Annotated in this window: 21 protein-coding genes; 13 read left to right on the top strand and 8 right to left on the bottom strand. The window is 66.5% G+C overall.

Going from position 1 to position 18,127, the window contains the following annotated elements:
- Positions 1–262 precede the first annotated feature (262 nt).
- The 6 genes from AX735_RS09875 to AX735_RS09850 form a co-directional block, all read right to left on the bottom strand.
- Positions 263–583 carry a hypothetical protein gene (locus tag AX735_RS09875; protein ID WP_066279248.1) on the bottom strand — a complete coding sequence of 107 codons (321 nt, stop codon included), beginning with the start codon at positions 581–583 and terminating at the stop codon, positions 263–265.
- Between the two features lie 144 nt (positions 584–727).
- Positions 728–1,318, bottom strand: coding sequence for a GNAT family N-acetyltransferase (locus AX735_RS09870; protein ID WP_066279246.1), 591 nt, complete (start codon positions 1,316–1,318; stop codon positions 728–730).
- Between the two features lie 39 nt (positions 1,319–1,357).
- Positions 1,358–2,275, bottom strand: coding sequence for a PDZ domain-containing protein (locus AX735_RS09865; protein WP_066279244.1), 918 nt, complete (start codon positions 2,273–2,275; stop codon positions 1,358–1,360).
- A 146-nt stretch (positions 2,276–2,421) separates the two neighbouring features.
- Positions 2,422–3,108 carry a hypothetical protein gene (locus tag AX735_RS09860; protein ID WP_066279242.1) on the bottom strand — a complete coding sequence of 229 codons (687 nt, stop codon included), beginning with the start codon at positions 3,106–3,108 and terminating at the stop codon, positions 2,422–2,424.
- Between the two features lie 70 nt (positions 3,109–3,178).
- Positions 3,179–3,562 carry a bactofilin family protein gene (locus tag AX735_RS09855; protein ID WP_137775418.1) on the bottom strand — a complete coding sequence of 128 codons (384 nt, stop codon included), beginning with the start codon at positions 3,560–3,562 and terminating at the stop codon, positions 3,179–3,181.
- A 28-nt stretch (positions 3,563–3,590) separates the two neighbouring features.
- The gene (locus tag AX735_RS09850) at positions 3,591–4,703 is read right to left on the bottom strand and encodes a M23 family metallopeptidase (RefSeq protein ID WP_231750081.1); all 1,113 of its coding nucleotides are present in this window, start codon (positions 4,701–4,703) and stop codon (positions 3,591–3,593) included.
- Positions 4,704–5,039: 336 nt separating this feature from the next.
- On the opposite strand from AX735_RS09850, the gene AX735_RS09845 reads away from it, so the two are divergent.
- The 13 genes from AX735_RS09845 (at position 5,040) to AX735_RS09785 (ending at position 15,355) form a co-directional block, all read left to right on the top strand.
- Positions 5,040–6,320: a glutamate-5-semialdehyde dehydrogenase gene (locus tag AX735_RS09845; RefSeq protein ID WP_066279222.1), complete on the top strand. Its 1,281-nt coding sequence runs from the start codon at positions 5,040–5,042 to the stop codon at positions 6,318–6,320.
- Between the two features lie 42 nt (positions 6,321–6,362).
- Positions 6,363–6,665 (top strand): CopG family ribbon-helix-helix protein, encoded by a 303-nt coding sequence (locus AX735_RS09840; protein WP_066279221.1) that lies wholly within the window; start codon positions 6,363–6,365, stop codon positions 6,663–6,665.
- Positions 6,665–6,949: a type II toxin-antitoxin system RelE/ParE family toxin gene (locus tag AX735_RS09835; RefSeq protein WP_066279217.1), complete on the top strand. Its 285-nt coding sequence runs from the start codon at positions 6,665–6,667 to the stop codon at positions 6,947–6,949. The genes AX735_RS09840 and AX735_RS09835 overlap by 1 nt, the downstream gene beginning before the upstream one ends.
- Positions 6,946–7,590, top strand: coding sequence for a nicotinate-nucleotide adenylyltransferase (locus AX735_RS09830; protein WP_066279214.1), 645 nt, complete (start codon positions 6,946–6,948; stop codon positions 7,588–7,590). The genes AX735_RS09835 and AX735_RS09830 overlap by 4 nt, the downstream gene beginning before the upstream one ends.
- Before the next feature lie 127 nt (positions 7,591–7,717).
- Complete coding sequence (gene rsfS, locus AX735_RS09825) at positions 7,718–8,131, top strand: ribosome silencing factor (protein ID WP_066279211.1); 414 nt, start codon at positions 7,718–7,720, stop codon at positions 8,129–8,131.
- A gap of 30 nt (positions 8,132–8,161) precedes the next feature.
- A complete protein-coding gene (locus AX735_RS09820) occupies positions 8,162–8,584 on the top strand; it encodes a 23S rRNA (pseudouridine(1915)-N(3))-methyltransferase RlmH (RefSeq protein WP_066279209.1) in 423 nt (140 codons plus the stop codon).
- Between the two features lie 10 nt (positions 8,585–8,594).
- Positions 8,595–9,800: a murein hydrolase activator EnvC family protein gene (locus AX735_RS09815; protein WP_066279207.1), complete on the top strand. Its 1,206-nt coding sequence runs from the start codon at positions 8,595–8,597 to the stop codon at positions 9,798–9,800.
- A 239-nt stretch (positions 9,801–10,039) separates the two neighbouring features.
- Complete coding sequence (locus AX735_RS09810; RefSeq protein ID WP_066279251.1) at positions 10,040–11,413, top strand: S41 family peptidase; 1,374 nt, start codon at positions 10,040–10,042, stop codon at positions 11,411–11,413.
- Between the two features lie 43 nt (positions 11,414–11,456).
- Entirely contained in the window at positions 11,457–11,963 is a 507-nt protein-coding gene (locus AX735_RS09805) for a disulfide bond formation protein B (RefSeq protein WP_066279204.1), read from the top strand.
- The gene (locus tag AX735_RS09800) at positions 11,960–12,508 is read left to right on the top strand and encodes a demethoxyubiquinone hydroxylase family protein (RefSeq protein WP_081097070.1); all 549 of its coding nucleotides are present in this window, start codon (positions 11,960–11,962) and stop codon (positions 12,506–12,508) included. The genes AX735_RS09805 and AX735_RS09800 overlap by 4 nt, the downstream gene beginning before the upstream one ends.
- 72 nt (positions 12,509–12,580) lie before the next feature.
- Complete coding sequence (locus tag AX735_RS09795) at positions 12,581–13,177, top strand: hypothetical protein (RefSeq protein WP_066279198.1); 597 nt, start codon at positions 12,581–12,583, stop codon at positions 13,175–13,177.
- A gap of 103 nt (positions 13,178–13,280) precedes the next feature.
- Complete coding sequence (locus tag AX735_RS09790; RefSeq protein ID WP_066279192.1) at positions 13,281–13,808, top strand: PH domain-containing protein; 528 nt, start codon at positions 13,281–13,283, stop codon at positions 13,806–13,808.
- Positions 13,805–15,355, top strand: coding sequence for a PH domain-containing protein (locus tag AX735_RS09785; protein WP_066279189.1), 1,551 nt, complete (start codon positions 13,805–13,807; stop codon positions 15,353–15,355). The genes AX735_RS09790 and AX735_RS09785 overlap by 4 nt, the downstream gene beginning before the upstream one ends.
- On the opposite strand, the gene AX735_RS09780 is transcribed toward AX735_RS09785, so the two are convergent.
- Together AX735_RS09780 and AX735_RS09775 are read right to left on the bottom strand one after the other, a co-directional pair.
- On the bottom strand, positions 15,327–17,267 hold the full coding sequence (locus tag AX735_RS09780; protein ID WP_066279187.1) for a TonB-dependent siderophore receptor: 1,941 nt from the start codon (positions 17,265–17,267) through the stop codon (positions 15,327–15,329). The two genes, AX735_RS09785 and AX735_RS09780, sit on opposite strands and share 29 nt — an antisense overlap.
- On the bottom strand, positions 17,212–18,127 hold a 916-nt coding region (locus tag AX735_RS09775), incomplete at its 5' end, for a DUF3526 domain-containing protein (protein WP_066279186.1). The genes AX735_RS09775 and AX735_RS09780, both read right to left, overlap by 56 nt.

Genomic DNA, 18,127 nt, shown 5'->3' with positions numbered 1-18,127 from the left:
GGACCACCCGGCCCGCCCCCTTGCGCGCATTCCGCCCGCAGAGCGCCGGATTGTATCTGCAAATCCAACATTGTGTAACGGCTGAGGTCCGCGCGGGGCCTTCGACAGGCTCAGGCTGAGCTGGGGTGGGTGCGGCTTGCCGCGCGATGGAAATGGTGCAGGTAAACTCTGGCAAATCCTCCCCCAGCAAGCTGGGGGAGGAATTGATGCAGGCTGGCCCCAGCAAGCTGAGGGAGGATTTTTACAGCGCGGGGCCGTTACATTACCGCTCGATTACGTCCATCGGATCGTCATCCCCCTCGTCCGCGAGTTCGCCGAGCGGGCTTTCCTCGTCGTCGTCGTTGCGCTCACCGGCGAAGGCGTCGGTGTCGATCCGGCCCGAGCTCACCATCTGTTCCATGCGGTCGACCAGATCGGGTTCATCGAGCGGCATGACGCTGATGCCGCTCGCCACCTTCTCGCTGTCCTCGCTGGGGTCGTCCTCGCGGTGCAGCGCCTGTTCGGCAACATCGTTCGCCTGCGGCTTGTCGCGCTGCGATTCGTTGATCGTGCCGAAACCGTTGTCATCGGGGATATGGGCCATGGGGAAATTCCTTCGTGCTGGGTCTGCCCAAGAATACCCGCGCGGGGGAAGAAGCGTTCCGGTTGAGGCGGGCTCGATGCAAAAGCCCTCCCCCTCGATGGGGGAGGGAATGGTGCGCTCTGCCCCTCCCCGTAGGAAGGACGTTCACCCGATCAGCGGCACGTGCGGGGCGCAATCCTTCGGGATCAGCCCGGTCAGGCGCGGGTCGTCGAGCAGTTCAATCTCGCGCGCCGTGGCCGTGAACCCCTGTGCGATATAGAAGCCGAGCGCCCTGGGATCGTCGAGCGTGCAGGTGTGCACCCAGACGCGCTCGATCCCCGCGCGCCAGGCAAGGCCGAGCGCCTGGCCCATCAGCCAGCTGCCGAAGCCCTGTCCTGTGAGCTGCGGGATCAGGCCGAAGAACGCGATCTCGCACTGGCTAGGCTGACGGAAATCGAGCTCGAGCAGCCCGATCTCGATGCCCTTGGGATCGAGCACCGCGAAGATCTCGACCGCCGGGTCGGTGAGGATCGCCGCCAGCGCGGCATCGGCCATCACCAGGCGCGAGAACCACAACCAGGGCTCGCCGACGCGGCGATAGAGCGTGCGATACTTGTCATTGTCCGGTGCCTTCCAGCGCTTCAGGCGCAGCGGAACCGGCCGCACCGGGCGCGGCCCCGGCCGGTTGCGCATTTCCAGATGCGTGACGATCGTGGCGATCTGCCCGCGCTCGACGGGAAGGAAGCGCGAGCTCATGCCCGGCCCGCCTGGCACGCAGGCGGGCCGGAAAACGGATCAGAGCTCGGGCTCTTCATCACCACCCGAATCGTCCTCGCCGCCCGAATCGTCTTCCTCCGGCTCGTCCTCGGGTTCATCGGCTTCCTCTTCCTCAGGCTCGTCCGCCTCATCCTCGGCCTCGTCGGGTTCATCGGCTTCGTCTTCTGCCTCATCGGCCTGTTCTTCGGCTTCCTCGGATTCCTCCGCCGACTCCTCTTCGGACGACTCCTCGCTGACTTCCTCTGAGTTTTCCTCGGACGATTCCTCGGTCACCTCTTCGGAGGTCTCCTCGTAGCTCGACTCTTCCGACGTGATTTCGCTGACATAGCTTTCCGACGTCACCGTTTCCTCGATGATCGTCTCGCTATAGGTGTATTCCTCGACAATGACCGTGCTATATTCCTCGTAATAGCTGGCGTAGCTGAAGGTCGGGGTCGAATAGCTGCTCCACGCGGCGATGGTCGCCAGGTCGATCGCCGCTTCGAACAGATCGAGCGTGATCTGCGCGGCAGAGCTGTAGCGCTGGCCGCCGCGGTTGCCGCCGAACTGGAAGGCGCTGTCTCCCTTTTTCAGAAAATAGAGCACGTGCGTGTCGACATCGATCGGCTTGAGCACCCGCTTGCCGCGCACGTCGGTGATGATGTCTCCGGGCACGATCTTGTTCTTTGCGGCAATGCCCTTCGGATCGGTCGAGATGACCAGCACGCCATTCACCCGGGGCTTGATGCCGAACTGCGAGCGCACCGCCGGGGTCAGCTCCATCAGCGTTGCGTCGATGGCGCGCGAGACATAGGGCTTGGGCAGCTTGGCCGCCTGGGCAGCGGCGGGCGGTGCGGCTGCCACCGATATGACCGGCGCGCCAAACGCGAGCACGGCAAGGCCTACGCCGCACAGCAGCGTCTTGCGCGAAAAGCCGCGCGATCCAGACTTGTTCATGAATTCCCCCAATCAGGACCGGCGATGCGGGGGATCGATTTTCCGGACCCGCAGCCCCCTGCGAGTCGGCCCCGCGCCGGCGCGGCGACGTTGCACCAATGTCGCGTCCGAATCCAGCGGGAGTGCGTGCATTGCTGACAGGATTGTCAGCGGAAGACGCAGTTCACGCCCGACCAGAGGTTGGTCACTTTTGCCTTGGCGCCGGTGCCGTCGAGAATGCCCGAAAGGCCCGCGGCATTGAATTCGGTGCCGAGCGTGGTCTGCTCGATCTTCGCGTCATAGACATCGAGCAGTTGCGCGCGGGTCGAACCGATGCCGATACCGCTGATCGTGGTGAGCTTGGGCACGGGCTTGCCGTCCCTGCCCTTCGCCGCAGGACTGTCCGCCGCATCGAGTGCCCAGCCAGCAAAGAGCCCGTCGAGCGCATAGAGCGTCAGCCCGTCCTTCCAGCTGAGATAGGCGAGCGGCCCTGCCCCGCATTCCTCGGCGCGGCCGGCCTCGGCGGGGCCCTTGAGCTTTTCGGTAACCAGCTTGAGCTGATCGAGCGGCACGCCGAACGCAAGCGGACGGGTCGCGCCGCTATCGGGATCGACCAGGCGCAGCCCCTCGCCATCGAGGCTCATGACCGGCGGATGCTGCGCAGCGCCCGCCTCTGCAGCGATACCGCCTTGAGCCAGGTCGATCTGCGGATGGCCCGGCGGCAGCTCGATCCCGGCATGCGGGTCGCCCTCGGCCGGTTTCTCCGCCGGTTGCTGGCACGCGGCAAGCAGAGCGGTGACAAGAACGGCGGTGGCGAGGCGGTGCGGCCTCAGGCTGCGGATTGGCTTGGTCATGGGGGCGATGATTACGCCAGCCATCGCCCAGCGCAAGGCGGCATTTGCGCCGCCCGCGCCCGGACGGTCCTCAGCCGCTGGAGAGCATCAAGGCCGGCTTGTCGTCGCCGCTCGCGATCTTTGGCGCGATGACCTTGCTCTTGTGGCGGAACTGGCCGTCGACATGACCGCCCTGTTCGATCGTGATCGTCTCGTAGCTGACATCGCCGGTAACATTGGCGGTGGCGGTGATGACGAGATCGCGCGCGTCGACTGATCCGTCGACAGTGCCCGCCAGCCGCGCGGATTCAGCGGTGATCGCGCCATGGATGCTGCTAGCTTCGCCCTGCACCAGCGAGGCGCAGGATATGTCGCCTTCCACCCGGCCATCGACATGCAGATCGACCTTGGCCGAGATATTGCCGGTGATCACGACATCCGCGCCGATGACCGAGAAGGTGGAATGTCCGACCATGCTGCTTCCTGACCTGTTCGAGCGGGGGTTATCGGGCGGCGTCGTCGGTCCGCTGTTCGGCGACGGCTTGGATCTTGAGAACATCGCGATTGGCCTCCAGAAACGGGCGCGGGTTCATGGCGCGGTCATTGTGGCGCACCTCGAAATGCAGGTGCGTGCCGGTGGAACGACCGGTGCTGCCCATGCCGCCCAGCCGCTCGCCCTTGTCGACCTTCTGGCCGACCCGCACGCCGATAGACGACATGTGCGCATAGCGGGTGACCAGGCCGTTGCCGTGCGCCACTTCGACGCAATTGCCATAGCCCGATTTCACGCCGGCGAAAACGATCTTGCCCTGCGCTGCGGCGAGGATCGGCGATCCGGGCGCGCCCTTGAAGTCGATGCCGCTGTGCAAGGCGGCGGCGCCGGTGAACGGGTCACGGCGATAGCCGAAACCGCTGGTGATCGCGGGGGCCACAGCGGGCGTGCCCGACGGGATGGCGACGAGGCCGCGCTCCAGCGCGTCCATGCGCGCGAGCGTCTGGCCCAGAGTGGTGAAACGCGGATCGAGCCGGGCATTGCCCGAGCCCTTGAACGGAATGAACGGACCACCCTGTGCGCTGGCGCTGGCCCGGGCGACGGTCTCGGGGTTGAGGCCGAACTTGCGGATCGCCTGTTCGGCATTGCGCGCACGGACGGTGGCGGCGCGGGTAAGCTGTTCGACGAACGCGATCTGGCGCGCTTCCATACGGGCGAGCCCGGCAGCTTCGGGCACCATCGCGCTGATCTTGCGCGCGGTCTGCGCGGCCTCGTCGCTGCTGCCCTTGTCCATCGCACCCACCACCGCGCTGGCATCCTCGCCGACGGCCTGTTCGCCGATATAGCTGGTGACGATATCCTCCAAAAACGCCTGGCGCTTTTCGAGGTCCTTGGCGACATCCTCGACCGAGGAGCGATAGGCCTTGACCCGGCTCGCCGAGCTTTCGATCTCCGCCTGGCGCTGCACCAGTGCCATGCGCTCCATGCTGATGCTGTACTGGCTTACCAGCATCGCGAGCGTGACGACCAGCCACAACAGCAACGCTGCGACAACGGCCCCGGCGACCGTCATCTGCAGGCGTGCGGACACCTTGACGAATTTGATCTGTCCCTGTGACCGCATGAAAAATTCGCGATCAGGGAACCATAGCGCAAGCGCGTCCGTTACGCGCTTGCGCATTGTTAGAATGCGCATGCGACCCGTTCGACCCTTAAATTTAACCCCGCAGCGCCGCTAGCAAAGGGTCTGACGGATAGCGAATCGACTCCTCCGGCTTTGCCACGAATCGGACGAGTCGTGCGATGAGTTGCAACCTGGCGTGATTTTTCCGCAATTTTCCTGTCATTCCCCGTGCCAGAATCGTCTCAGCAAACGGTTGCGAGTCGTTTTTTTCCTATATTTGCGACGAACCGAGTCGCGGCTTGGAACCTTTCGCCCTGGCTGTTACACGCCGCAGCCATGATTCAAGCCGTTGCCAGCACCGCCAGCCCCTCGCCTCAGGACGTGATCGCCGCCTGCTGCTCCACCGCGCGTGATGCCGCAAAGCAGCTGCGCAGCCTGCCGGACCCTGCCAAGGCCGATGCGCTGCGCGCCGCCGCAGCCGCGCTGCGCGAAGGCGCCGCTGACATCCTCGCCGCCAATGCGCGCGACATGGCAGCGGGCGAAGCGCGCGGGCTTTCAGGCGCGATGCTCGACCGGCTGAAGCTCGACGAGGCGAGGCTCGCGGCGATTGCGAACAGCGTCGAGGCGGTCGCCGCCCTGCCCGATCCGGTCGGCGAGGAGATCGACCGGCGCACCGCGCCTGCCGGCATGACGCTGCGCCGGGTGCGCGTACCCATCGGCGTGATCGGCATCATCTATGAGAGCCGCCCCAATGTGACCGTCGATGCTGCGGTGCTGTGCGTGCGATCGGGCAATGCCGCGATCCTGCGCGGCGGCAGCGAGGCGATGCACAGCAACCGCGCGCTGCACGCCAGCCTGGCGCGTGGCCTTGCCTCGGCGGGCCTGCCCGAAGGCGCGGTACAGCTGGTGCCGACCCAGGACCGCGAGGCTGTCGGCGCGATGCTCGCTGCGGCGGGCGGCATCGACCTCATCATCCCGCGCGGCGGCAAGTCGCTGGTGGCGCGCGTCCAGGCCGATGCGCGCGTTCCCGTGCTCGCGCACCTCGACGGCATCTGCCACAGCTTCGTCCATGCCAGCGCCGACCCCGAGATGGCCCAATCGATCGCGCTCAACGCCAAGCTGCGCCGCACCGGGGTGTGCGGGGCGATGGAGACGCTGCTGATCGATCAGGACTATCCGCATGCCGCCCCTCTTCTTGCCGCGCTTGCCGATGCCGGATGCGAATTGCGCGGCGACGACATGACGATGGAGCTGGAACCACGCGCGGTCTCGGCGAGCGACGAGGACTGGGATACCGAATATCTCGACGCGATCCTGTCGGTCGCGTTCGTCGAGGGGCTGGACGGCGCGCTGGAGCATATCGCGCGGCACAGCTCGGGCCATACCGATGCGATCATCGCCAGCGACATGGCCGCCGCCACGCGCTTCCAGGCCGAGGTCGATAGTGCGATCGTGATGGTCAACGCTTCGAGCCAGTTTGCCGATGGCGGCGAATTCGGCCTCGGTGCAGAAATCGGCATCGCCACCGGGCGGCTGCATGCGCGCGGCCCGGTCGCGCTTGAGGGGCTGACCACGTACAAATGGCTGGTCGATGGCGAGGGCCATATCCGCGCCTGAGACGCGGTTGCTGCACCCACGTATACAATGTATACATGCGCAATGAGCAAGTCGCAGATCATCACCGCCCGGATCGATCCCGAGGTCATGGACCTGGTGGATCGTGTTGCGAAAGCGCGGGGCCGCAGCCGCTCGTGGCTCGCCGCGCGCGCGATCGAGAAGATGGTGCGCGCCGAGGTGGCCATGATGGACTTCATCCAGCAGGGCGAGGACGATATCGCCGCCGGCCGCTTCCTCACGCAGGAGCAGATGGAAGAGTGGGTCGCCAACTTGCGCTCCGAAGCCAAGGCCAAGATTGCCGAGCAGGACGCCAAAGCCCAGCAAGAGCAAGATAAAGCTGCGTGATGCGCGTCACCTGGTCGCTGCGCGCGCAGGACGACTTCGATATCATCTACCGGCAGGCGCTCGACGATGACGCCCGATATGCGCTGAATTTGGTTAGCGCGCTTGAAAAGGCCATCGCCCGCTTGCCCGAATTCCCTCAAATCGGCGCGCCGGTCGGATCGGCCGATCACCGCAAATGGCGTCTGGGACGAACGCCGTTCCTGATCATTTATCGCGCAGGCGATCATGGCTTGCACATCCTGCGCGTCCTTCACGAGCGCCAGGACTGGAGTATCGAAGCATGAAGGGCCGTCCTGTCCGCACCGGCCTGATGGGCGGATCGTTCAACCCGGCGCATCGCGGGCACCGGGCGATCAGCCTGTTCGCGATGGAGGCCTTGGGGCTCGACGAAATCTGGTGGCTGGTGAGCCCGGGCAATCCGCTCAAGGACGGTGCGGCCGACATGGCGCCGTTCAAGGCGCGGCTCGCCTCGGCGCGCGGCATGACGCGGCGCTCCCGGATTCGCGCGACCGGAATCGAGACCGAACTTGGCACGCGCTACAGCGTCGAGACGCTCGAAAAGATCACGGCGCGCTATCCAAAACGCGACTTTGTCTGGATCATGGGCGCGGACAATCTGGCGGGATTCCACCGCTGGAAGCACTGGCGCGGCATCGCCCGGCAAATGCCGATTGCAGTTGTCGCCCGTCCGGGATATGATGGCGCCGCCATTTCGGGCCCCGCAATGGCCTGGTTCGGGCATCGTGTCCGTCCCCGCAGCCAGGCAAGAGACTGGACACGATGGAGTTTGCCAGCGCTTGTGCTGATGCGCTTTTGTCCTGATCCGCGATCTGCCACGGCCCTGCGCCGTCAGGATCCCGACTGGTTTCTGGATTACGCCGACACAATCGTGCGCGATGCAGTAACCCGGCAGGTCTTTGCGTGACAGCCGGTCCAGCCACTCCGCCCGTCCTCCAGGACGTTTCCTTCAACCCGCCCCTTTCCCCCGTGCGCCATCGCAATTTTTGCGGTGCCGCATCCGTTTTACAGATGCCTGTGTGCAAGGAGTTCCATTGACCAACCTCTCTCAAGCCCAACAATCGGTCGCCAGCCCGCCCCCGTCGGCCACCGATCTGCAACTGGCCGAGGCCAGCAAGCTGCACGCGCTGGTGATGCAGTCGCTCGACGACGATCAGGCGCAGGAGGTGGTTTCGATCCCGCTCGCCGGGAAGAGCAACATCGCCGATTTCATGGTGATCGCCTCGGGCCGTTCGACCCGCCAGGTCGCCTCGATGGCGCAGAAGCTGGCCGAGCGGATCAAGGAAGCCGGGGGCAGCGCGCGGATCGAAGGGCTGACCAATGCCGATTGGGTGCTGATCGACGCGGGCGATGTCATCGTCCATCTGTTCCGTCCCGAGGTTCGCAGCTTCTACAATCTGGAACGCATGTGGGCCTTTGGCGACGCGCCCGAGGCTCCGAACGCCTGAGCCTGTAACAGGCCGGGGGGCTGAGCCAGCATGCGCCTGCACATCATCGCGCGCGGCAAGATCGGCCGGTCGCCCGAGGCCGAGCTGGTGCAGCGCTATGTCAAGCGCCTGCAATGGCCGCTGGCGATCACCGAGCTGCCCGATCGCGGCGGCAGCGTGCCGCCCGCGCCGCAGGGCAGCCGCACGGTGATGCTCGACGAACTCGGCAAGCAGCTGACCTCGATGGAAATCGCCGAAAAGCTGGGCCGCTGGCGTGACGATGGCGTGCGCGAAACGCGCTTCCTGATCGGGGCCGCCGACGGCTTCGATGATGCCGAACGTGCCAATGCCGACCTGCTGATCGCGTTCGGCAAGGCGACCTGGCCGCACATGATGGCGCGCGCCATGCTCGCCGAACAGCTCTACCGCGCGACCAGCATCCTGGCTGGCCATCCCTATCATCGCGAAGGCTGACGCTGTGCGGATGCGTCCCCTTGTTCTCGCGATGGTGACAGGAGCCGCCGTGATCGCCGCGCTGCCCGGCAGCGCCGCCGCCCCTGCCCGACCCGTCAATCTGCTCGAACAGGAGCGCACCGCACTCGCCCGCGCGCTCGCCGATGCGAAAGCCGCCGCCCGGCGCAGTGCCACGCTTGAACGCCAGGCCGACAGCGCCGTGGCCGAGGCGGACAAGGCACGCGCCGAAGCGCGTGTCGTCGCCTCGCGGGTGCAGCAAGCCGAAGCCGAGATTGCCGCCGCCGAGGCGCGGGTGAAGATCATCGCGACCTTGCAGCGCGCGCAACGGGCCAGGCTCGCCGCGCGCCAGCAGCCGCTCGCCCGGCTGACCGCTGCGCTGCAATCCATGGCGCGGCGGCCCACCATGCTCGCCCTGGTTCAGCCCGGGTCGATCGATGACCTGGTGCGCGTCCGTGCGGTGCTCGCCACCACGCTGCCCCGGGTCGAGGCGGAAACCGCCGCGCTGCGCAAGGACATCGCCCGCTCGCGCGATCTCGCGCGCCAGGCAAACCGCGCCGCCGCGCTGCAGCGCGAGGGTCGCCAGCAGCTGGCCTATCGCCGCGCCGAGCTTGCCCGGCTCGAGGCGCGCGCACGCAACCGGTCGCGCGAGTTGGCGAGCACCTCGCGGCTCGAGGAAGAACGCGCGCTGGGCCTGAGCGAACGCGCGCGCGATCTCGACAGCCTGGTGGGCGATCTCGAGGCGAGCGCGACATTGCGCCAGCAACTGGCGGCGCTGGAAGGCCCGGTGCTCCGACCGCCGCGTCCGCAAGCATCCGAAGTGATCGAGAACGCACCAGCGCCCGCGAGCAACGCCCGCCCTGCCTATCGGCTGCCTGCCGCAGGCGCGATCGTCACCGGCTTCGGCGAGGTCGCCGCCACGGGCGTGCGCTCGCGCGGGCTCACCCTCGCCACCCGGCCCGGTGCGCAGCTGATCGCCCCGGCGGATGGCCGCATCGCCTTTGCCGGAGCCTATCGCGGCTTCGGCCAGATCGTCATCATCGAACATGTCGGTGGCTGGACCAGCCTCATCACCGGCCTCGCACGGACGAAGCTCAAGGTGGGTGAGCGCATCGCGCAGGGCGATCCGCTCGGCCGCGCTGCCGACAACCGTCCGCGCATCACCGTCGAGCTACGCCGCAACGGGCGCCCGATCGACATTGCCGCCCTCCTCTCCTGACAGCGTCCGTTCACCGCGCAGCAAGCTTTCGCACGCACAACAGGCGTTGGTCGAAGCGCATCCGGTGCCGGTGGCAAAGCATCTGGCAATTGGGCGCGCGCAGGACTAGATTGCACATGCCGCGCCAGGGGTAAGCGCGAAGCACCTGCCTGGGGAATGCCGCTGCCGTCATCGATGGCCAGAATCGGCACGATCCGGGCCCGACATAGCCGGTTCAAGAACAAGGTTGCCATTCGATGATGAAATCCCGCCTCGCCCGAGCCTCTGCCATCGCGCTTGCGGTGGCCCTGGTGCCGATCACCACCTCGGCCATTTCGCAGGTCGAATCCGACACCCAGGCGGAGATCGCGAAATTCGTCGACATTTTCGAGCGGGTGAAGACCGATTATGTCGAGCCGGTCGATGACGACAAGCTGGTGCGTGGCGCGATCGACGGCATGCTCGCCGCGCTCGACCCACATTCGAGCTATCTCGACGCGCGCGACTTCGCCAATCTGCGCACCCAGACCGAAGGCATGTATGGCGGCCTGGGCCTGTCGGTGACGATGCAGGACGGCGCGGTCAAGGTGATCGCCCCCACCCGCGAGACCCCCGCCGACAAGGCCGGGATCAAGGCCGGCGACTATATCACGCATCTCGACGGCAAGCTGATCTATGGCGGCACGCTCGACGATGCGGTCGACCAGATGCGCGGCGAGCCGGGCACCTCGATCAAGCTGACCATCGTGCGCGAAGGCCGCGACAAGCCGTTCGACGTGACCATCACCCGCGCGATCATCGACCTGAAGCCCGTGACCTGGGAGGTCAAGGACGATATCGGCATCATCACCATCGCCAGCTTCACCTCGAGCGTCGGCGAGGATGTGAACCAGGCGATCGCGGATATCGAGGCCAAGCTCGGCCGCAAGCCGGTAGGCTATGTGCTCGACATGCGCTCCAACCCCGGCGGGCTGCTCGACGAAGCGGTCGCGGTCTCCGACGTGTTCCTGCAAAAGGGCGAGATCGTCTCGCAGCGTGGCCGTCACAAGGGCGATATCGAGCGCTATTATGCGCGGCCCGGTGACGCCACCGGCGGCCTGCCGCTGATCGTGCTGGTCGATTCCGGCTCGGCCTCGGCTTCGGAAATCGTCGCAGGCGCGCTGCAGGATCATCGCCGCGCGCTGGTCATGGGCGAACGCAGCTTCGGCAAGGGATCGGTGCAGACGCTGCTGCCGCTGTCGCGCACCTCGGCGCTTAAGCTCACCACCGCGCGTTATTTCACCCCCTCGGGCAAGTCGGTGCAGGAAGGCGGAATCGAACCCGATATCGCGGTGCCGCAGATTTCCGACCCCGATTACAAGACGCGGATGAAGCTGCGCGAATCCGATCTGCGCGGTCATCTGATCAACGAGATCGGGCTGGACGACAAGGATCTGGAGGTCGACAAGCTCGACGATCCGCGCTTCTCGATGACGCCCGAGCAGCTCAAGGAAAAGGGCATCGAGGACTTCCAGCTCTATTATGCGCTCGCCACGCTGCAGCGCACGACGCTGGCCAGTTCGCGCCTTTCGGCAACCCGCCCGATCGCCGCGCGTTCTGCTGTCGGGGGACGTCCCGCAACGCGCCGGAACTGACCTCGCATCTTTTGCTGCACACCAATTTCGGGGGCTTGCTGACATGACTTCGCGCGCGCCGCGTATCGCCGCATGGCTGGCGTTCCTTCTGCCCGCATCGCTGCTGGGCGGAGCGCTGATCAGCCAATATGTGTTCGGGCTCTACCCGTGCGAGATGTGCTATTGGCAGCGCTGGCCCCATTGGGCGGCGCTGGCACTGGGCGGCATCGCGGTGCTCGCGGTCAAGCGGGTCGAGGGCCTGGGCGTTGCCATGGCGTCGCTCGCCGCGATCGCCATCGCGGTCAGCGGGCTGATCGGCGGCTTCCATGCCGGGGTCGAATATGGCTGGTGGGAGGGCCTGACCCGCTGCGCCACCGCAGCGCCGGTCGGCGCCACCACCGAGGACGTGCTCAATTCGATCATGGCCAATCCCCTCGTCCGCTGCGACACCGCACCTTGGTCGCTGTTCGGCATCTCGCTGGCGGGCTATAATTTCCTCTTGTCGCTGGCCGGGGCGAGCGCCATTTATCTGCTGCTGCGCCGCAGAAAGACCGGGACGATTGCCGCATGACACATGAGAACGAGCCGCTCCAGCCTGTCCGCAAGGAGCTTGACCTGTCGGAGATGATCCGGGTCAACCAGGCGGGCGAATATGGCGCGACGCGCATCTATGCCGGGCAGCGCGCAGTGATGGGCGATCATGTGCCCGAAGCGCGCGCCATCGCTGGCATGGCCGAGCAGGAAGAGGTGCACCGCGCGTTCTTCGACAAGCTGATGGCCGAACGCGGCGTCCGCCCGACGGCGCTGCAGCCCTTCTGGAATGTTGCAGGTTTCGGCCTGGGCGCGGTCACCGCATTGATCGGACCCAAGGCGGCGATGGCCTGCACCGTCGCGGTCGAGACCGAGATCGACCGTCATTATGCTGAACAGCTCGAGGAACTGGGCGACAGCGACCCCGAGCTCAGTGCCGCCATCGCCAAGTTCCGCGACGAGGAACTGGAGCACAAGGATCGTGCGCTCGCCGAGGGCGCAGAGCAGGCCTTTGGCTATCCGGTGATGAGCGCGGTGATCCGCATGGGCTGCCGCGCGGCGATTGCGCTTTCGAAGCGCATCTGACCCCATGATCACCCGCCGTTCATCCGGCGGCGGCTATTGGCCGAACAAGACAGAATTCAAGTGGAGGACGACATGACGAAGACCGGCACCCTGGCAGCCCTGCTGCTGATCGGAACGGCCTTCGCCGCGCCCGCCGCCGCGCAGGACAATGCGGGCGACAAGGTCGTCCAGAAGATCGTTTATGGCGATGACGCTTGCGAACCCTCGAGCGACCCGAACGAGATCGTCGTGTGCATGCGTATGGACGAGCAGGAGCGCTATCGCATCCCCGAAAAGCTGCGCAGCGACCCCAATTCGATCGCCAATACCAGCTGGACCGAGCGCGTGCGCTCGATGGAGACCGTCGGCAATTTCGGCACCGACAGCTGCTCTCCGGTCGGCGCGGGTGGCTTTACCGGTTGCACCCAGTCGCTGGTCCAGGCCGCGCGCGCCGAAAAGAAGCAAGGTGAAGAGGCGATTGCCGGTCGCCTGATCGAGGAAGAGCGCCAGCGTCGCTTGTCGAACATCGACCGCGATGCCGCAGCCGTCGAGGCACGGCAGAAGGAGATCGAGGCACAGCTCGACGCCCGCAAGGCCGAGCGTGAAGCCGCCGCCGCTGCAATGCGTGCGCAGGCCAATGGCGAGGAAGTGCCGCCGCGCCCCGAACCCGAAACCCCTTCGCCCGAGTGATCGCGCGAGCGACCGCCGCAACCGACTTGCATGACTAATACACCTGCTCCATAATGGCGCGAGCGACGGCAGCTTGCCGCGCCAGCTGGGAGCATTACAATTCATGTCGGCAAGTTTTGCAGATGAGCTGGTGTTTGCAGCTCCATCCCCGGATGGCCTGAGCGCAGGCCTTCGGCCACTCGACCGGCGCTATGTCCATGTGATCCGCCTGATGACCGCTCTTGTGGTACTGCCGGTGTTGATTTCCGCGACGGTCACCGAATTTGCGCTGGTCGGCAAGGGCGTGGGCGAGCACGGCATGATCACCGCACCGGTGCTTGCGCTGTGCGCGTTCATCCTCGTCTTCCTGCCGCAACGCAAATGGAAGCGCTGGGGCTATGCCGCTGGCGACGAACAGCTGCGCGTCGCGCGCGGCTGGATGTTCCGCACCGATACCATCGTGCCGTTCAAGCGCATCCAGCATATCGACCTGGGCGAAGGTCCGATCGAGCGGATGTTCGGCCTCGCCAGCCTGACGGTGCACACCGCCGGCACGCACAACAGCATCGTCACCCTGCCCGGCCTCGCGCGCGGTTCCGCCGAGGCGATGCGCGATGCGATGCGGCTGCACATCCGCCGCGAGGCCGAATGAGCGACGCTCTCAGCGCCGGTCCGCGCGGCGCGCTGGCTGCTGCGGACGCTGGCAGCGATCGGCGCCTCCACCCGCTGACCCTGATGCTCAACCTGGTCCGGCAGGTACCCCAGGCCATTCTGGGGCTGATCGCGCTGCGCTTTTCGGGGCCCGACGAGTTGAGGCCCTGGGTAGGGCTCTTCGCCTTGCTGGCGCTGCTGGCGATGGTCGGCTTCGAATTCTACCGCTGGTGGCGCTTTTCGTACCGGCTCGATCCGGAGGAACTGCGCATCGCCAGCGGTGTGTTCAGCCGCAACGTCCGCTCGATCCCCTATGAACGCATCCAGGACGTCAACCTCGAACAGGGGCCGCTCGCCCGTTTGCTCGGCATGGCCAAGGTCCGGCTGGAGACCGGCAGCAGCGGCAGCGGGGACGAGGGCGCGCTCGATTCGGTCGATCTCGCCGAAGCCGAGCGGCTGCGCGACGTCATTCGCCTGCGCAAGGCGCAGCAGGCCGAAGGTCCGCAGTCAGGCGATAGCGGCACCGAAGCCGGCCCGCTGCCCAAGGCCGACGCTCCGCTGCTGTTCGGCATGGAACTCCAGCGCATCCTGATCGCTGGCATTTTCAACTTCTCGCTCGTGTTCTTTGCGGTCGTCGGTGCGGTCATCAACAATCTCGATTTCCTGATGCCCGACGATTTCTGGAACCCACGCCGCCTGCTCGATTTCCTGGGGCTCGATGATCTGTTTGCCGCGCTCGATCTAGCTGCGCGGATCGCGTCGATCGTCGCCGCGCTGATCGGGCTGGTGGTGGTCGGGCTGGTCGGCGGAATCATCCGCACGGTGTTGCGCGAATATGGATTCCGGCTCGAACGCACCGAGACCGGCTTCCGCCGCCGCCGCGGGCTGCTGACGCTGACCGATGTGGTGATGCCGCTGCACCGCATCCAGGCCGCGGTCATCGCCACCGGCCCGATCCGCCGCCGCTTCGGCTGGTACGAATTGAAGGTGCAGAGCCTGGCAAGCGACAGCGACAAGGAGAGCGATCACAGCATCGCCCCGCTCGCCACAGCAGACGAGCTGCGCCACGTGCTGGGCGAGACACGGATTGCCTGGGAGACCGACTATCCGGCGATGCGCGCGGTCGATCCGGCAATGTGGTGGGTGCCGCTGGTCTTCGCGCTGCCGGTGCCGATCCTTGGCCTCGGCATCTCGGCCTATCTGGCCAGTCCCTTTATCGCGCTTGCCTATCTGCTACTGCCGCTGGTCCCGCTGATCAGCTGGCTGCACTGGCGTGCGCACCGCTATGCGCTGCTGGGCGACCAGCTCTATGTCCGCGACGGCTTCTGGAACCAGCAGCTGACCCTGCTGCCGCTGCGCCGGGTGCAGAGCGTCGATATCAAGCAGAGCTTTGTCGGTCGGTTCATCGGCCTAGCCGAGATCGCGATCGGGGTTGCGGGCCGGTCCGGCGCGGTCACCATCCAGGCGATCCCGCTGGGCGACGCCATTGCGCTGCGCGAACAGCTGCTCGGCGTAGCGGTCAGAAATCGACCGTCAGGAACATCGTGACCTGGCGCGGCGCGTTGACCTGATAGCTGCCGCTGCCGACCAAAGCGAGGTCATAGGTGTTCATGACATTGAGCATCGTCACGCGCAGCAGCGCCGGATTGTCGCCCAGGTCGAACCGCCAGCGGAAGCCCGCATCGATGATCGTCCGCGCAGGCAGGAAGACAAGGTTGCGCGTATCGGCGGCGCGGGTACCGCGATGCGTGACGTTGAGCGTCAGCTGCACGCCATCGAGACCCGGCACCTCATATTGCGTCGCCAGCGTCAGGATGCGCGAGGGCTGGCCGAGCGGCCTGCGCCCGACGCGCCCCTGCTCGACCGCCTCGCCGGTGACGCGCGGTTTCATCAGCACCGCGCCAGCCACCACCGTGAGCCGGGGCACGAGCGTCCCGGTCGCCGACAGCTCGACCCCGCGATGGCGGACATCGCCAAGCTCGCGAAAGACATTGGCATTGTCGGCGGCGAAATAGGGTTTGCGCACGTCGAACACACCTGCGACCAGGCTCATCCCGCCCGGGATCTTCCAGCGCAGCCCGGCATCGACCTGGCTGGTGAGGATCGCAGGCAGCGCCTCGGTGCGGTTGGCGGCATTGTCGGGCGCGATGCCGCTTTCCTCGAGTCCCCTGGTATAGCCGCCATAAAAGGCGAGCCGCTTCGTCGCCTCGATCGAGGCGGTGACATTGGGCAGCCAGGCCTCGTCGTCGGTCCGCGCCAGCGCGGCGCCGGGCCGGTCGACGCGCTTGCGATACCAGGTGTGCTGCAGGCCGACGCTGAGGCCACCGATACCCTGCCAGCGCCCGTCATAGGCAATCCCCGCAATCGCCTGGCGCACCGTCTCGCCGGTTTGCGGGTTGAAGCGGAAATCGGGTTCAGGCGCATCGAGCAGCTGCTCGACCGGCGCGCGCGCATAGCTGACCGAGGCACCCCCGCCATAGCGGCTCACCCGCTCGCGCCCGCGCAGCGCCGCATGCAGCGTGTGGCGGCGCGGTCCTTCGGTGAAGGTCTTGCTGATCCGAAGCTCGCCGCTGGTCCCGGCGAGCGACAGCGGCGGGTCGCTGGTGATGCGGCGGACGGCGGTGCCATCGGGGCGCAAGGCGGTGAAGTTGGTCGCGAAATTGGTCGCGCTGTCCGATGTCGAGCGGAACAGGCCCGCCGCGAGGTCCCAGCCACCGCCCAGCCGCGCCTTGGTCAGCGCGCCATAATGCTGCACCGTGTTGCGCTGGTCCGCCCATTCGGGCCCGGGGAACTTGCGGCGCTCGATGCGCGGCGGCAGGAACGCACCCTCGGGCGTGTAGAGCGGCGCGGCCTCTCGATTGAACAGGTCGATGCGGCTCCAGAACGGGATCACCTCGATATTCCGCCCCGGCTTCCACCGCGCGGCGAGCGCATAGGAGCCGAAGAACGACTGGTTGCCGGGCGCGAGCTCGTCGACGAACCCGGCGACGCCTGCGACCAGGCTCAGCCGGTCCTTCACCACCGGTATCTGCGTGTCGATTTCCAGCCTGCCGCCGCCCCAGCTGTTGAGGCCGAGCATGGTGCTCACCACCAGATCGTTGCCTGCAGGGCGGATCTTGTAATCGACGATGCCGGTGGGTGCCGGGAAGAGATAGTTCTGCGCGGTCAGGCCGACGCGCACGACATTGCTCTGCACCAGCCGGTCGGTGAACGCGGCGGGCCGATCGAAATACAGGCCCTCGAGCCGGATATTGTTGGCGGTGACGGGGGAAAAGCCGCGCACGTCGTTTCCGCTATACAGCCCCACCCGCTCGTTGCCGATGCTGGTACCGAACGCGTCCTCGGCCCCGGCAGCGGCATTGTCGGTCACGCGCTGCGCCTGCGCCGCCGGTGCCAGAACCAGGCTAGCTGCCGATAGCAGGATCGAAGCGCGGAACGCGTCGCAGATCGTCCGGGCCAAAGGGTTTCTCGCTGAACAGATAATCATAATAGAACTCGCGCAAGCGCTGGTGGTAAGCGCGAATGCGCATCTGATAGTCAAGCTGCGCAGCGACATCGGTGCGCGCGAGCGCGGTCATCGCCTGGGCAAGACCCGCGGGCGGCAGCAGCCATCCCGCAGTTCTGGCAAGCTCTGCCCGGCGGGCGATCCCGTCGCGATAGGCCGCAGATTGCTCCGCCACATGCAAGTCGCCCAGGTGCTGGAAGGCGAAATACCATTTCCAGCTGAAGGTCGGCGGAATCGCAGCGCCGGGCGCGAGCAGCGGATAGAGCTTGAGGAAATCGCGCATCGTCCCGTCTTTCGGACGATCCCATCCGGCATGGACATATTCGCGGTTCTCACGCGCCAGCGCCGCGCCATCGGGCACGGGCACGGCAGCGTTGATCGCCAGATTCGCCCCGGCAGGCGCAACCAGCGTCAGCGCGAACCAAATCGCCGCGAGCGATGCCGCATGCACCGCCGAGCGCGCGCCCCGCCTAGCAACGAGCAGGATGATCGCGGTCCACAGCAACGCGACGAGCACGATCAGTCCGGCAAAGCCCAGCGCGCGCAACGGGGCCGTCCCGGCGATCAGCGCGCCGACCGCAAAGGGCAGCAGCAGCGCTGCCAGCACCCCGCCCAGACGCACCAGCACGCGCGCGCTCCAGAGGCGTCGGTTCGCGCCGGGCAAGGCGGCGAGCGCATGATAGCGTCCCGCCTCGCGCTCACCCGACCACAGGTCGTGCAGCAGCGCGATCAGCACCAGCGGCGCAAGATAGATCACGACAAAGGCGAGGTCGAACCGCCCCGGCAGCGACAGCTCGGGATTGGCAGCCTCGTTC

It is taken from the genome of Blastomonas sp. CCH1-A6, assembly GCF_001556365.1.
GTDB lineage: Bacteria > Pseudomonadota > Alphaproteobacteria > Sphingomonadales > Sphingomonadaceae > Blastomonas > Blastomonas ursincola.
Note: the sequence above shows the minus strand (reverse complement) of the source record. Positions and strands in the feature narration are given on the sequence as shown.